The sequence below is a fragment of the Pseudoalteromonas sp. NCCP-2140 genome (assembly GCF_023708065.1).
GTDB lineage: Bacteria > Pseudomonadota > Gammaproteobacteria > Enterobacterales > Alteromonadaceae > Pseudoalteromonas.
In genome coordinates this window covers 590,398-606,124 of record NZ_BRCZ01000001.1, presented here as the reverse complement: position 1 = coordinate 606,124, position 15,727 = coordinate 590,398, and the positions used below count along the sequence as shown (strand labels likewise).

Annotated in this window: 14 protein-coding genes; 7 read left to right on the top strand and 7 right to left on the bottom strand. The window is 38.9% G+C overall.

Annotated elements, in window-relative coordinates; all coding sequences use genetic code 11:
• Positions 1-41: 41 nt before the first annotated feature.
• Positions 42-629 (top strand): hypothetical protein, encoded by a 588-nt coding sequence (locus NFU46_RS02845; RefSeq protein ID WP_251599506.1) that lies wholly within the window; start codon positions 42-44, stop codon positions 627-629.
• Between the two features lie 113 nt (positions 630-742).
• Entirely contained in the window at positions 743-1,123 is a 381-nt protein-coding gene (locus NFU46_RS02840; RefSeq protein WP_251599503.1) for a hypothetical protein, read from the top strand.
• A 12-nt stretch (positions 1,124-1,135) separates the two neighbouring features.
• Here NFU46_RS02840 and NFU46_RS02835 read toward each other — a convergent pair whose 3' ends face one another.
• Together NFU46_RS02835 and NFU46_RS02830 are read right to left on the bottom strand one after the other, a co-directional pair.
• On the bottom strand, positions 1,136-1,555 hold the full coding sequence (locus tag NFU46_RS02835) for a hypothetical protein (RefSeq protein WP_251599500.1): 420 nt from the start codon (positions 1,553-1,555) through the stop codon (positions 1,136-1,138).
• A gap of 83 nt (positions 1,556-1,638) precedes the next feature.
• Positions 1,639-2,580: a sodium-dependent bicarbonate transport family permease gene (locus NFU46_RS02830; RefSeq protein WP_251599484.1), complete on the bottom strand. Its 942-nt coding sequence runs from the start codon at positions 2,578-2,580 to the stop codon at positions 1,639-1,641.
• Between the two features lie 109 nt (positions 2,581-2,689).
• Between NFU46_RS02830 and NFU46_RS02825 the strand changes: the two genes are divergently transcribed.
• Complete coding sequence (locus NFU46_RS02825; protein WP_251599481.1) at positions 2,690-3,640, top strand: LysR family transcriptional regulator; 951 nt, start codon at positions 2,690-2,692, stop codon at positions 3,638-3,640.
• A gap of 17 nt (positions 3,641-3,657) precedes the next feature.
• Here NFU46_RS02825 and NFU46_RS02820 read toward each other — a convergent pair whose 3' ends face one another.
• The 3 genes from NFU46_RS02820 to NFU46_RS02810 all read right to left on the bottom strand — a co-directional run bounded on the left by NFU46_RS02820 (position 3,658) and on the right by NFU46_RS02810 (position 6,099).
• Positions 3,658-4,323: a GGDEF domain-containing protein gene (locus tag NFU46_RS02820; RefSeq protein ID WP_161805746.1), complete on the bottom strand. Its 666-nt coding sequence runs from the start codon at positions 4,321-4,323 to the stop codon at positions 3,658-3,660.
• 558 nt (positions 4,324-4,881) lie between these two features.
• Entirely contained in the window at positions 4,882-5,775 is an 894-nt protein-coding gene (locus NFU46_RS02815; protein WP_251599478.1) for a TIGR01777 family oxidoreductase, read from the bottom strand.
• An 84-nt stretch (positions 5,776-5,859) separates the two neighbouring features.
• Positions 5,860-6,099, bottom strand: coding sequence for a CHASE3 domain-containing protein (locus NFU46_RS02810; protein WP_251599475.1), 240 nt, complete (start codon positions 6,097-6,099; stop codon positions 5,860-5,862).
• 265 nt (positions 6,100-6,364) lie between these two features.
• Here NFU46_RS02810 and NFU46_RS02805 point away from each other — a divergent pair, with 265 nt between their 5' ends.
• The 3 genes from NFU46_RS02805 (at position 6,365) to NFU46_RS02795 (ending at position 12,057) form a co-directional block, all read left to right on the top strand.
• Complete coding sequence (locus NFU46_RS02805) at positions 6,365-8,383, top strand: hybrid sensor histidine kinase/response regulator (protein ID WP_251599471.1); 2,019 nt, start codon at positions 6,365-6,367, stop codon at positions 8,381-8,383.
• A gap of 122 nt (positions 8,384-8,505) precedes the next feature.
• The gene (locus NFU46_RS02800; protein ID WP_251599469.1) at positions 8,506-9,774 is read left to right on the top strand and encodes a PotD/PotF family extracellular solute-binding protein; all 1,269 of its coding nucleotides are present in this window, start codon (positions 8,506-8,508) and stop codon (positions 9,772-9,774) included.
• 9 nt (positions 9,775-9,783) lie between these two features.
• Positions 9,784-12,057, top strand: coding sequence for an ATP-binding protein (locus tag NFU46_RS02795; protein WP_251599467.1), 2,274 nt, complete (start codon positions 9,784-9,786; stop codon positions 12,055-12,057).
• A gap of 276 nt (positions 12,058-12,333) precedes the next feature.
• On the opposite strand, the gene NFU46_RS02790 is transcribed toward NFU46_RS02795, so the two are convergent.
• A complete protein-coding gene (locus NFU46_RS02790; RefSeq protein WP_251599465.1) occupies positions 12,334-14,556 on the bottom strand; it encodes an NADP-dependent isocitrate dehydrogenase in 2,223 nt (740 codons plus the stop codon).
• A gap of 432 nt (positions 14,557-14,988) precedes the next feature.
• Positions 14,989-15,204, bottom strand: coding sequence for a cold shock domain-containing protein CspD (gene cspD / locus NFU46_RS02785; RefSeq protein ID WP_036968098.1), 216 nt, complete (start codon positions 15,202-15,204; stop codon positions 14,989-14,991).
• A gap of 209 nt (positions 15,205-15,413) precedes the next feature.
• Between cspD and clpS the strand changes: the two genes are divergently transcribed.
• Positions 15,414-15,722: an ATP-dependent Clp protease adapter ClpS gene (gene clpS, locus NFU46_RS02780; protein ID WP_161804337.1), complete on the top strand. Its 309-nt coding sequence runs from the start codon at positions 15,414-15,416 to the stop codon at positions 15,720-15,722.
• The last annotated feature ends 5 nt before the right edge of the window (positions 15,723-15,727 follow it).

The window sequence follows — 15,727 nt, the reverse complement described above, 5'->3', positions numbered from 1 at the left end:
TAATTACATCTTACCCTTATAGCTTCGTGTAAGGGTAAGAAATGTTTGAATCTATTCAAAATTTATATAGAGAGTTAATGGTTGCTACAGAAAATCATCAAGTGATTTCAATGCAAGCAATTATTGCTGCTATGTATGTTTTAGCTTTTGCTACATCTTTGTTCCGAGCTATTGGAAATAGAGAATTATTTAGTGATTTTTTATCAATTGCGACAGTTGTCTCAAAATATGCATTAACATCTTTATTGATGGAGTATGTATTAATCTTCATAGCCGAAAATCAAAGTATTGGAAATACCCAAAATATTTACCTTGTAGCTTGCCTGATAAACTTAGTCAGTATTTACATTCTTTATCTGTTGCATACAAAATTTAGCTATAAATTTGGCTTACTTTTCTTTAGCGTAATCAAGCTAACAGTAGTTATTTCAATAGCTCACTTTATTCTTTGGTTTAAGTTTGTTGTGTTAGACATACAAACTGAACACGCCTACATACACTACATCTATAGCTTTATTGTGCTCTACATTAGTATTGTGCTTGCTGTTGTGATGTTGTTTCCTGGCCTTTTGAAAACCAAATTGAAACTATTACTTAGTCCAAGCTGGCCGTTCGGAACAAAAATTTAACATTAATTATTAGATGATTTTCAGTCTCATACTATCATTTATAATGCTTTTTCCTGATGTATTACGGACCAAGTTTGGGTGTATAGTAACATTTAGTTTACCGAGGGATCGTAATGCTTGAACTAATTTACATAGCCATTGCCGTTTTAGCCATCTTGCTGATTGCAAGTACATGGTTGATTGCGCGCAAAAATATTTTTGAAGATCAAATCAGGTCTAAATCTGTTGAGGTGGTTTGGTGCACGTTACAAGCCGAGCATGAACAAGATATAAGCAAAGCAATTAAACTATTCAATAAAGCTGAACAAATAAAGAGCGAAATTGCAACCTTAATGGGCAATTCACCGCATGCTGCACATTTTAAATTAGCAGAACCGACTGGGCTTGGTAGCGATAAAATAAAGGAGTTATCGCTTGGGGAGCTGCAGCGATACTACGATAAGCAAAACAATATATCTGACATTTACGAAAAAATGTACAAAGGTAAGAATTAGTAAAAAGCCAGGTTATTTAACCTGGCTTTGTATTTTTAGCTCTTTTGCTATTTGTTTTAACTGAATATCTGCAAGTTGGCTAAGTGCTTCTTGCGTTTGGTTTTCACCCTTAATTAACCCCGCCATTGATAGCTTTTTTATACTCTTGATAATACCGTTACTCACTGCTTCTAATACCGGCCCATCGAGTGTAGCTGTGGTTTGGTTATTACCATTAAGTAGTGAATCAAAGCTAACCTCAGAAGCTTTAGCCACTTTATCAATTAACTGATAAGGAACAGTTGCAAGCTCAATACTTTGCTCACAAAAGCCACGTTGTAATGATAAATGTTGCTCTAATTCTAAATTATTTTGCACCTGGCAAAGCGTACATAAGCGCATAAAAATATCACTTACATGCTGTTGCTCAGTGCTAAGCGTTTGATTGAACATAGCATGTCCTTGCACTGCTTTTTTATTTATATTAAACGACTTTTTAAAAAATCTCATGCATAAAGTGATAGTTAGCGAACCTTTTAATTCATATACAATGCTATTTGATGATACAAGCCAATTCCTAGTAATACATTGAAAGGAAAGGTAATACCTAAAGAACATAACATGGCTAAGCCTATATCAGCATCAGGAATCGCTGCTTTAATAGCCGCTGGAGCAGCAATATAAGATGCACTAGCAACTAGGCTTGCTAATATTACTACCGAGCCCAGTTCGAGTTGCAGGGCAGTACCCACACAGACGCCGATAGCACCCAATAAATTAGGTGTTATAAGTGCAAATAATGCTAAACGCCAATGATGCCATGGAATAGGGCGCAGTGTTTGTGCGGCCATTAAACCCATTTCGAGCAAGAATAACGCTAATACAACTTTAAAGCTGTTTGTTAACAGGCTAGTTACTTGGCTGCCTTGTTGTGTGCCGTACATCATGCCAATAATCACACCACCCACAAGCAAGATCACACTTTTGTTAGTCAGTGTTTCATGCCACAGCGCTTTGAGTGACAGGTTTTGCCCAGAGCTATTTCCTAGACGGCGGTATAGTAACAAACCAACGATGATGGCAGGTAATTCAAGCATTACTAAATAAAGCGTAACTTCAGCACCTACATTAAGTGAGTTCGATTCGGCATACGCTAAAGCAACGGCGAATGTACCTGCGCTTACTGAGCCGTAATGCGCGGCTATACTTGCGCTATTTGCGACAGAGAGGTTAAGCAGCTTGTTTAAAACTGGGTAAAGCATTAAAGGTATTAAGCCGCCAAGCATTAACACAGCGCCCATTTCGGGTAAGAGTTGCCAATGTAAATTGCCATGTAGCACCATGCCGCCTTTTAAGCCAATGGTGAGCATCAACAATAGGCTAAGGGTTTCATAGGTTGCTTGCGGAATTTTTAGGTCAGAGCGAAGTAATCCGGCTGTGAGTCCTAAAACAAAAAACATTACAACAATATCAGGCACTTTGTTCTCCTCTTGGTTAAAAGCGCCGCTATTCTAGATAAAAATTCACATAGTAAATAATTAAATAAGTGATAGTATCTTATAGATAATCATCTATAGCTTGGGTTTTATGGACTTAAGACATATTTCTTTTCGCTTACTAGAAGTGTTTATGTGTGTGGTAAAAACGCGATCTATCAGTGAAACAGCAAGGCAGCTACACTTAACGCAACCAACGGTTTCGCAACAAATTAAACGCTTACAAGAAACAGTTAATGAGCCATTAGTGATGGTTAATCAGCAGCGTATACATGTTACAGAAGCGGGTTTTGCATTGTTTCAAACATGTCAGCAGGTGTTTGGTCATTTTGATGATTATCAAGATTACTTAGCTGAACTCAGAGGCGGTGAGCGCGGGCGCTGTAAAATAGCCATGGTTAACACCGCACAATATATCTTGCCCAAATTGCTTGGACCGTACAGTAATTTACATCCTCATGTCGAGCTGCCGCTTGAAATAGGTAATCGTGCCGAGGTGCTTGCTCGATTTGAACGAGGCGAAGATGATATTTATGTATTTAGTCACCCCCCTTCATTAGAGCACGCAAAAGCAGGGCGGTTTTTGCAAAACCCATTAGTGTTTATTGCGCCAATAAACCATCCACTTGCGAGTAAAAGCCATGTCACTTTGCACGACATAGTGAGTGAACGTTTTTTACTTCGAGAGCCAGGCTCTGCTACGCGAATGCTGTTTGAGAGTGAACTGCAAAGCAGAGGTTTTGTTCTTAGCAACACAGTGCAAATGGCGAGTAACGAGGCTATTCGTGTTGCTGTTGGCTCAGGAATGGGGCTGGGTGTTGTTTCGCGCCATGTATTGCCACCTCACGATACGAGTTTTTGCATGCTAAATGTTGAAGATGTGAATTTGGCAAGCCATTGGTATTTTGTGGTGCGCACCGATCGCCATTTATCACATGCGGCGCGCAACTTTTTAAAATTTGCCCAACTGAACTTAGAGCAATGTTTAGATAAACAGTGGGTGACCAATGGGCTAAGCCAGCTAAATGAGGGTTTAAATTAAACTAACAAGTTGTTGCGTTAAAATGCCATGGTCACAACCTGATTACGGCCATTTAACTTCGCTTTGTATAAGCCTTTGTCGGCCTCAGCAAGTAACTCGTTAACATTATTTGTGCCTGATTTATGGGTGATAATACCGATACTGATAGACAGGTTTATTTCATGGTCATTGTGCACAAAGCTATCATTATGAATGGCTAAACGAATTCGCTCTGATAAGATTTCTCCTTGAGCTTGGCTAGTATTGGGTAGTATCACTGCAAACTCTTCACCGCCAATCCTAGCCACTAAATCGTGCTCACGTAGCTGGCTTTTAATCTTTTTAGCAACCCACTTAAGTGCTTCATCACCAGTTTCATGGCCATGCTGATCATTAACTCTCTTGAAGAAATCGATATCTATCATCAAAGCGCAAAGTTTTGTTAGGTTGTTGTTTGCTTGTTCTAAATAATTGTTACTAACGCTAATAAACGCTCGACGATTCAATAAACCGGTTAGCGAATCACGATTAGCAAGGTCACTCAGTACCTGCTCATGCTCTAAGAACATCATTAATGGCCAGATCATGGCGGTTAGTGTGGTAATAACAATATGGCTTATGAGAATAACAGCTAATATTTGTTTCAAGTCTGTTTGTAACAAACCTAGGTAATCACTAAGTAGTAGTGAAAACTGGGTTACCATAATCAAAGCGTGAATGACGAAACACAACTTGAGTAATACTAAATGCATGATGCGTTTAACATGCAACTTCCTTAGCGCGAAAGCTGCATAGCTAAAACATGCTGCAATTATGGCTGTTGTGAATAACTGGCTAAAAGGTGAATCATAAACAAGGAGTAATATTACTGCAGATGCAACTAACACATATGCACATGTATTTTGACATTTTTTGTCTGATTGACTGTAAGTATGAATACCTAGTATGGCTGCTAGGGGAGCTGAAATTATCAGTAAATCAGCTAGATAATGTGTAATTAGAGGAAGGTCTATAAAAATACGCAGAGAAGCTGCTATTTGTGCGCCTACAAATATGAGACACGAGTTACCCCAATATAAATAACTTGATTGTTGTCTTAAAAAATACAAAGACAATAAGAACGACCCAATAATCACATTCAATAAAATTGAGATGCTGATTATGGTCGGTAAATGCATCATGACTTTCCCTGAAGAATCACTCGACTAAAATCTATTTAATTATTATGTATTAGTTGGGTATTGGCAACCCGTACATTGTAACTATAATTTCAGGCTTTCTAATGCCGGCTTCAATGTTGAATAGTGGAAGCGGTAATTGTGACTAAGTAGTTTATTCGGAAGCACAAATTGACCATGAAGCAGAAGATCAGACATTTCTCCCATCATCAATTTTAAAACCCAGCTAGGCATACGTAGCATGGCAGGTCGCGAAATCACACTCGCGAGTGTTTGACTAAATTCATTATTATCAACAGGGTTTGGCGCAGTGGCATTGACAGGCCCGTGTATCTCTTGATGTGAAAGCACAAAAAGGATGAGTTGGATCATGTCGTCAATATGGATCCACGACATTCCTTGTTGACCATGGCCTACTGGTCCACCCAAGCCAAATTTAAAAGCAGGCAGCATTTTACCTAAAGCACCACCTTGCTTAGCTAATACGATACCTGTACGAAGTAGGCATACTCGAGTTTTATCACTATGTGCTTTCGTCGCTGCATGCTCCCAATCACGGCAAAGCACATGGCTAAATTCAGGATAAATATCATTAAAGCTTTCATCAATTGGCTGGTTTTCTTGGCGGCCATAAAAGCCAATCGCACTGCCAGAAATAAAGGTATGAGGCGGCGATTCACAGCGGCTAATTGCTTTAGATATCTGTAAGGTAAGATTAATTCTGCTATTCAACAAAGTGCGCTTTTGCGACTCGCTCCAGCGCTTGTTGACGATTGGCTCTCCAGCTAGATTAATGACAGCGTCAACCTCTTCAAAGTTAACTTCATCGAGTGACTTAACAGTGTGTACTTGATGAGTCAGTATGACCGCGGCTTGAATAGGGTTGCGTGTTAGCACAGTAACCTTGTGGTGATTCAATAAAAAAGGGCACAAATGTCTACCAATGAGGCCTGTTCCACCTGTTAATAAAATATGCATAGTGCTGCCTTAATTAATATCTGTGTGTATTTTTTATACATAGTGATGGTGATTTTTGCAAATATATACGTATAAAGCAGTAATTTAGATTAGTCTTTTTACAACCCAAAAATGGTGTTTAATTTGTTCATGTGCTGTGCAGTAGGGTTCTAAATAGTTGAGGTCTTGCGTTGATAAATAACCACGTTGACCTATTTTAGCGCTTAATATTTGATTGTAGAGCTTTTCAGATTCATCGAGCACATCATGAGTATGGATCACCGCCTCAAGCTTAGCCTGACCTTGCTTATCTAATACATAGATAATGAAGGTATTGGCTACCACTACTAAAAAATAGAGGAAAGTAGAAGGATAAATTTAGCTCTCAGCGACATTAAAATAGTAGTTACCTAAAATTATTAGTTCTTATTTGAAAAGTATTGACCAATCATCGAACTTTGCCAATATATCAACAAGAAACGGCTTTTTAGTGCTATCTCATGACGTTTTTAATGAAATTTGGTTCTTTAGCCTGTTTTAAGTGTACGCTCAGTAATTTATTGATATGCTAATTTGAACTAGATGCAGTTTTAAGTAACAAGGAGTGACTGTGAACTTCCTGCGCCAATTCCACGATATAGTATCTAATCAAGAAATTGATTTTTCAGACAAAGTAATCAAGTTACTAGAATTTGGCTTAGAGGTATTTGATCTCGAGTTTGCGATTGTGAGTCAAGTTGATGACAAACTCTATACGGTTATTCATGTGGTAGCTCCAGAAGATGCAATCCCGGTTGGCACAGAATTCGATGTGGAAGGAACCTATTGTGCTCATACCCTTAAAGCTAATAAGGCGCTTTCATTTCATCATGCTTCAAACAGTCGTATTGCACAGCACCCTTGTTATGTAAATTTTCAACTTGAATCTTATATTGGCGCGCCTATTTTTGTTGGTAAAAAGGTTTTCGGCACAGTTAACTTCTCAGCGCCGAATGTATCAAAACCATTTAGTGAAGAGTCTCACGATTATGTAGAGTTATTTGCTCAGTGGTTAGGTAACGAATTAGCACGTAATAACTCATCAGAGAGATTAGTTAAAAAGAATTACATGCTCGCGCAAGTCGAAGAAGTTGCTCGTATAGGTTCTTGGGAGCTCGACCTGCTAGAAAATAAGCTCTACTGGAGCAAGCAAACTAAAGCAATCCATGAAGTTCCCGTTGATTATTCTCCAAACATTGAAACCGCCATTGAGTTTTATAAAGAAGGTGAAAGTCGAGGTGCAATACAACAAGTTGTTCAAGAAGCGATTGAGCAAGGTAAAAATTGGAATATTGAAGTAGAGCTTGTTACAGCAAAGGGCAATAGTATTTGGGTATCTACTTATGGTGAAGCCGAGTTTGAAAGCGGGCAGTGTGTTCGTTTAATAGGCACCTTCCAGGATGTTACGAAAGAGGTGTTACTTCGTGAAGAGCTTAAAAAACAAAAAGCTGATGCTGTGAGAACTCTTGAAGACCGAAGTATATTACTCGCCAAAATTAGCCATGAACTGCGCACGCCGCTAAATGGCATTACAGGTATGCTAACCACACTTTTATATGAGAAATCTGAGCAAAAACGTGAAGAAAAACTCAAAGTTGCCCTTCGCAGCGCAGATATCTTATTAAATATAATCAATGAAGTGCTCGATTTTTCTAAAATAAATCATGGTGAACTGAAATTAGAGCCTAGTCACTTTTTATTAAAAACAATTTTTGTTGATTTAGCGTCTTTGTACTTACCTTTATACCAAGAAAAAAATCTTAATTTTGACGTCGATATTGATATAAGTGAAGAGTGTTGGACTTACTGTGATAACACCCGACTCACTCAAATTGCGTCTAACTTACTGAGTAATGCCTTAAAGTTTACCGAGCAAGGCACTATTAAGTTATACGTATCTGCTAGGGTTCAAAATGACGATGTCATCTTAAATTTAAGAGTTTCTGATACGGGCATAGGCATGACAGAAACCTTCATGAAGTCACTGTTTTCACCATTTACCCAAGAGCTAAATAAGGACCGTAAAAAGGGGGGCACGGGGCTTGGCCTTGCAATAGTGAAAGAACTTATTGACTACATGGGTGGAACAATAAAGGTCAGTAGCGAATTCCAAAAAGGCAGTTGTTTTGATATTCAACTACCTCTGAAGCTAGGGCAACCACAATCACATGATACGCTGCATACCTCTGATATCGACTTTTCAGCCTTGCCTTTATCGATACTGGTTGTTGATGATAACCAAATTAACCGCTTTGTGTTAAAAGCACACCTAGAAAAGTTAGGCTTAACGGCCGATTATGCTTGCGATGGTATTGATGCGATAAATAAGTGCAAACAAAATAGCTATAACCTGATTTTTATGGATTGTGTCATGCCTGAAATGGATGGTATTGAAGCAACTCGTATTTTAAGAGATGAACAAATTTGCCCAACTGATAAAACCTATATCATTGCTCTAACAGCCAATACCTCTGCAGATGACAAAGCTGCTTGTAAACAAGCTGGAATGGATTTATTTGTTTCAAAGCCTGTTAAAAATACGGCTATTGAACAAGCAATTGTGACAGCTAAAGAGCATTTTTTAATGTAAGTAATTGTAGTTTGTGAATACTCGGCTTAGAAACATTATTGCTGGGTAAATGAGTAGTTATTTTAGGCAATTTTCAAATTTAACCTATACTTTTAACGGGTTTAATATGTTGGAAATACTAAATGGGCTACTCAGATAACCGCCGGGACTTTTTAAAAACATTAGGTGTTGGTGCCATAGCATCAACAGTTGCCCTTAAAGCTCCCTATGTATTCGCAAAGAATACTCCCACAATTAGGGTAATGGGCACACATGTTACTTTGCAAGAAGAGCTCAGACAAAAAGCCATGCTTGAGCTGGGTATTAATATTGAATTTACCCCAATGGGCAGTGCTGCAGTGCTGCAAAAAGCTGCGGCAGATCCAAGCAGTTTTGACTTATATGAGCAATGGTCAGATTCAATTAATATTCTATGGCAAGCAGGGGCTATTCAACCTATCGAAACAGAGCGGTTAATCTATTGGCATGAAATCAATCCACTTTCCAAAACAGGTAAAATTGTACCTGATGCCAAGTTAGGTGCTGGCGATTCTCCGAACAAAATTCTGTATGTACAGCCAGATGGCACGCTTGCAACTAAACCAACTAATGCGATTAGTTTCTTGCCCTACGTGCATAATGTCGACTCGTTTGGTTACAACACTCAGTTCATAGAAAAGGGGATTCCTTACCAAACCGAGTCTTGGTCTTGGTTACTCGATGAAAAGAATAAAGGCAAAGTCGCCCTTGTTAATGCACCAACAATTGGTATTTTTGATGCAGCCTTAGCTGCCGAGGCGCAGGGGCTGATGACATTTAAAGATATGGGCAATATGAGCATTAGCGAAATTGACCAGCTATTTGCAATTTTACTGCAAAAGAAAAGGCAAGGTCATTTTGCCGGTTTTTGGACTTCGGTACCGCAGTCTGTCGATTTTATGAAAATGAAACGCGTTACGATTCAAAGTATGTTTTCGCCCGGTGTTAGTGCCTGCAAAGGGCAAGGTATCCCCGTTGTTTATGCTTCACCGAAAGAAGGTTATCGCGCTTGGCATGGAGTAATGTGCTTATCTGCTAATGCACAAGGTCATGCTAAAGATGCTGCTTATGAATACATGAATTGGTGGCTTTCTGGTTATCCAGGCGCGTTTATCGCTAGACAAGGGTATTACATTTCTAATCCTGAGCGGAGTCAGCCTCTCATGTCAAAACCAGAGTGGCAATATTGGTATGAAGGGCAAGAAGCATCCATGGATTTACGTGGAACAGACGGCAAAATATCTGTGCAAGCGGGTCAAGTACGTGATGGAGGTAGCTATATCAAACGCTTTTCGAACATAGCTGTGTGGAATACGGTTATGCCGAATTATGATTATAGTTTAGATAAATGGTATGAATTATTGAACTCATAAGGGGCCGCTTTGATAACCATTTTTTCTAGGTCATTAGCCGCGAAGGTTTTATTAGCATTGACGCTGGTTCTGCTTGCTATGGGGGCGAGTTATTTCGTTCTGAACAAGCGATTACATAGCATTGAAGCCTCTTTTAACGATATAAGCCGTATTAGTAATTATGCCGTGGGTATACTTCGTATAAATAAAGATATAGTTGAAATGCAGCGAGATATTTCGGTTTATGGGTTTTCTGGTAGTAAAACCGTATTTAGTAAAATAATAGAGAACTTTGAAAGTATAAAAGCACGTTTAGAAAGTGTTGATTTGAAAAGTGATGAACTTGAAAGCCAAGTTTATTTAAATTCAATGTCTCAGCTGATTTCACGGTACGGCGAAAATCTAAACGTGCTTGCCAAGCGTTATGAAATCAAAACAGAGCTCACTGACGTTGAGCTACCGCAAATCTATTTAGCTGCCATTAATGAATTAACCAACCTCAAATTAACTGCGACTAGCAATGACGAGAAGCTGGCTATCACTGAACATCTCAATGTATGGCATGAATTACATCGTGATGCGTCTTTGTTTCTGGCCAAAAAGGATTATTCAAAAAGAGCATCGGTTAATAAGGCGCTGGCTATTTTATCAAATCAGACACAAACCAACACTGAGCTAAGTAATAACCGTGAACATGCTAAAACATATAAACAGGCATTTTCGAAAGGTGTGCAGGCTAACCGAAATTATTTAAGCTTGGTTAATGTTGTTATGGCTGGCGATGCTATTGAGTTCAGTACCCTTGCAGATAAACTCAGAGAGCAATCCCTAGCAAAATTACAAAAGATTAAAAGTGAAGCGCAAGAAACAGTAATAAAAACAGATCAAACTCTGCGTTTTCTTGCTGTTGGCGTGGTTATCTACATTATCGCGCTTGCCATCTATTTCCACTTGCATATATCGCGTGCAATTACACGTTTAACCACAAGTTTCCAATACTTCTTAGCGGGTGATTTATCAGCCCCTATTTATGATTTAAAGCGTAACGATGAAATTGGTGTGCTTGCAACTGCGGCAGACAGATTCCGGGTGTTAAGCCAAGACCTTACCCAAGCCAAGAAAACGGCAGAACACACCACCAAAGTGAAATCAGAATTTTTGGCAAATATGAGCCATGAAATTAGAACCCCTATGAATGGCATTTTAGGAATGGCGCGGCAGTTGAGCCGTACTAATTTGTCTCATGAACAAATAAAGATGCTTAATATTATTCAATCTTCAGGGGCTGGTTTATTGGTAATCATCAACGACATTTTAGATATAAGTAAGATTGAAGCCTCTAAAATTGAGCTAGAGTCTGTGCCTATACATTTAAATTCGCTACTAGATGAGCTACGGCATTTATTTAAAGAGCAAGCCCAAAGTAAGCATATCAAGTTGAATATTTCTGTTGCTGAAGAATATCAACATTGTGTTTTCTTTGCTGATGAAGCCCGCCTAAAACAAGTGTTGATAAACCTTTTAGGGAACGCAATTAAATTCACCGAGAAAGGCAGTGTGACACTCAACGTAAAAATTAGTGAGCTTGGCTCAGATGATCTGAGCATCAAATTTAGCGTGATTGATACAGGAATAGGTATCGCAAAAGAAAATCTCGGTAAGCTATTTGAAGCGTTTTCTCAAGCTGATACCTCAATTACACGCCGCTTCGGTGGTACAGGACTTGGCCTTGCTATCTCAAGTAAGTTACTAAATTTGATGGATGCCCCTTTACAAGTTGAGAGTGAAGTTGGGCAGGGGTCTCACTTTTATTTTGAGCTAAAAACAACACAGGTTATTGAGCAATCTAAGTTTGAAGCCGAAACTAGGCAAGAAAGCGAAGAGGAACAAGCAGACTTTTCATCATTACATGTGCTTGTAGTAGAAGATAATGACATTAATCAGGTTGTTATCGAAGCTATGTTAAATGAGTTTGGTATAAGCTCAATAAAAATAGCAGGGGATGGCGAGCAAGCTATTGCGCTATGTAAGGAACATAGTGGGGAAAATAATCTGCAAAATAGTTTTGATATTATATTTATGGATATGCAGATGCCTGTACTTGATGGCCCGCAAGCAACAATACGTATAAGAGAAATGCCAGAGTATAGAGCTATCCCTATTATTGCCTTAACAGCCAATGTACTTGAAGCTGATAAGCAACGATGTTTTGCCGCAGGAATGAATGATTTTGTTGCCAAGCCGATTGATTACCAATGTGTTAAAACGGCTTTACTAAAGTGGTCTAATACCAATCCGCAATAATACATAGTCATTTTGAGGGATTAAACCTGTCGCTACCCGCGTTAAAAATTTCTGATTTAGAACAACTAAATAACGAAATTTTTGCCTTGTTATCAACGAGGTTTTCTTGCCTCAAAATAGACTACTTAATTAAGCGAATTGGTATAAAGTGAAGTGAGCGCTACGAGTGACAGTTAAAAATTGATTTTAAGTTGCTAAAATAAAAAAGAGTTACCTCTTCGGTGTTAAAAACACTGAGGTAACTCTCTTATAGCTAATTAATTAGGTTTAAATGAATTAAACCAGTTTAGCTAGGATGTCATTAAATGTAGAGCTTGGACGCATTGCTTTGAATGCTAACTCATCATTTGGTTGGAAGTAACCGCCAACACTCATTGCTGGACCTTGTGCATCGTTTAATTCAGTAACGATTTGGTCTTTTTGAGACTCAAGATCAGCAGCGATTTGTGTGAACTGTGCTTTTAATTCCGAATCATCATTTTGTGCAGCAAGTTCTTGTGCCCAGAATAAAGAAAGGAAGAAGTGCGAACCACGGTTATCAATCTCTTTCACTTTACGTGAAGGTGATTTGTTTTCAGCTAGGAAAGTACCAGTTGCTTTATCAAGCGTATCAGCAAGAACTTGTGCTTTCTTATTACCCGTATTAACTGCTAAGTGCTCTAAAGAAGCCGCAAGCGCTAAGAACTCACCTAATGAATCCCAACGTAAGTGGTTTTCTTTTTCGAACTGTTGAACGTGCTTAGGCGCTGAACCACCTGCACCTGTTTCGAATAAGCCACCACCATTCATAAGTGGTACGATTGAAAGCATTTTAGCACTTGTACCAAGCTCAAGAATTGGGAATAAGTCAGTTAAGTAGTCACGTAAAACGTTACCAGTTACTGAAATAGTGTCTTTACCTTCTTTGATGCGCTCTAATGAGAACTTAGTCGCTTCAATTGGTGCTAAGATGTGGATCTCAAGACCATCAGTATCATGTTGTGGTAAATACGCGTTTACTTTTTTGATTAGCTCAGCATCGTGTGCACGGTTTTCGTCTAACCAGAAAACTGCTGGCGTGTTAGTTGCGCGAGCGCGATTAACAGCAAGTTTAACCCAATCTTGAATTGGTGCGTCTTTCACCTGACACATACGCCAGATATCACCTTGCTCAACAGCATGCTCAAGTAAAGTTGTACCAGCTGTGTCAACTACACGGATTGTACCAGCAGCAGCTACTTCAAACGTTTTGTCGTGTGAACCGTACTCTTCAGCTTTTTGAGCCATAAGACCAACGTTAGGTACGCTACCCATAGTTGTTGGATCGAATGCACCGTTTTCTTTACAGAAATCGATAGTTGCTTGGTAAACACCTGAGTAACAGCGATCTGGGATTACAAAGCTAGTGTCTTGTAATTTACCTTCGCTATTCCACATTTGACCGCTAGAACGGATTGCAGCAGGCATTGAAGCATCGATGATCACATCACTTGGTACGTGAAGGTTTGTGATACCACGGTCAGAATCAACCATTGCAATAGCAGGGTTGTTGTCGTATACCGCTTGGATATCCGCTTCGATTTCCGCTTTCTTAGCTGCATCTAGGCTTTCGATTTTTGAGAATACATCACCAAAGCCGTTGTTTACGTCAACATCTAGTTCTTTGAAAAGATCAGCGTGTTTTGTGAATACGTCTTTGAAGAACACTTTTACAGCATGACCGAAGATAATTGGGTCAGACACTTTCATCATAGTTGCTTTCATGTGTAATGAGAACAACACGCCTTTGTCTTTTGCTGTTTGAATTTCTTTTGCAAGGAAAGCTTGAAGCTTAGCAGCACTCATGCGAGAAGCGTCAATTACTTCACCCGCTAGTAATGGTGTGCTTGCTTTAAGTACTGTAATGTCACCATTTTCAGCAACATGCTCGATACGTACGTCAGTTGCTTCTGCAACAGTGACTGATTGCTCAGAACCGAAGAAGTCACCTTCTTCCATGCTAGCAACGTAAGACTGTGAATCTTTGCTCCATGCACCCATTGAGTGTGGATTGTTACGTGCGTACTCTTTTACTGAACCTGGAGCACGACGGTCTGAGTTACCTTCACGAAGTACCGGGTTTACAGCAGAACCTTTGATTTTGTCGTAAGTTGCTTTAACTTTCTTTTCTTCATCAGTTTTTGGTTCTGAAGGGTAGTCAGGTAGTGCGTAACCTTTTTCTTGTAACTCTTTGATTACTGCACGTAGCTGAGGGATAGAAGCACTGATATTAGGTAACTTGATAATGTTAGCTTCAGGTGTTTTAGCCATTTCACCTAATTCTGCAAGTGCATCATCAATACGTTGATCTTCAGTTAAGTACTCAGGGAAGTTTGCAATTACACGGCCCGCTAATGAAATATCGCGAGTTTCAACTTCAACACCCGCAGCGTTTGTATACGCTTGGATGATTGGTAAAAATGAATACGTCGCAAGAGCTGGCGCTTCATCTGTTTTAGTATAGATAATTTTTGATGTCATCATCATTCCTAGATAGTTGGCGTAATGTTTGGTAATGACTGCTAGCAGTAACCCTTAATTAGCCATATTCAACAATGCAATAGATAGCCTTGAATTACCAAGCTTAAGTGCCTTGATAAAACAACAGCAAGCAGTCTGTTAGCTGTTGCAACTCAATACATAGTATTAAAATAACCACAGCTGACAGACTGTAAAATTCTTATAGCTCAAATAAGCAAATTATGAAATTAGCCAAAAGCCTTACGTCAAAATGACGAAAAAGCTAAATTTAAGCAACAAGAGTGTAACAAGCTTGACTCTAAAGGGCTAATAACAATTAAACAATTGGGGTAAAGAAATGGAATTTCAAGGGAAGTGAGAGATATATTTAAATGAGAAGAGTAAGCGAGGATCTTAACAAGGTCGCTCGCTTGATACTCGAATAGGTTTTACCTAAGAGATTTCATCGTTAGGCGCAATATTCGTTGCGTGTAACCCTTTTGGACCTTGTTGCAATTCGAATGTTACATCTTGACCAGCTTTAAGTGTTTTATAACCGTCCATTACAATCGTTGAGTAATGAGCGAATATATCAGTCTCGCTGCCGTCTTCTACGATGAAGCCAAAACCTTTGGCATTGTTGAACCATTTGACTTTTCCACAAGCCATACTTCTACATCCTTCTATAAGTTGACTAATTTAGTTATTCTAAACCGTGTAATTTGCTAGACTGACTAATGATTAATCAATCTATATTTGACTGTAGTTTATTTAGCCAGTCAGTCAAGTGTTTTAGACTATTTTTTAACAATTTATTTATTTTTTTATTCAAGTTTGCTTGAGTTCTAAAGACAAGACTATATTTAATTATGAGTGGCATGAAAGATTCTGGTGTTATTGAAACAGTTCGCGACAGTGAAAAGCAAAAATTGCAACCACCGCGAAAATATAAAGTCATTTTAAATAATGATGATTACACGCCTATGGACTTTGTGATAGAAGTACTAATGACGTTTTTTAATATGGATAGCGATAGAGCAACAGATGTGATGCTTCAAGTTCATCATAACGGTAAAGCAATTTGCGGTGTTTACAGCGCCGATGTAGCTCATACCAAAGCTGAACAAGTTAATCGTTACGCACGAGACAACGAGCATCCACTGCTATGTAGTTGTGAGCAGGAATAAATACC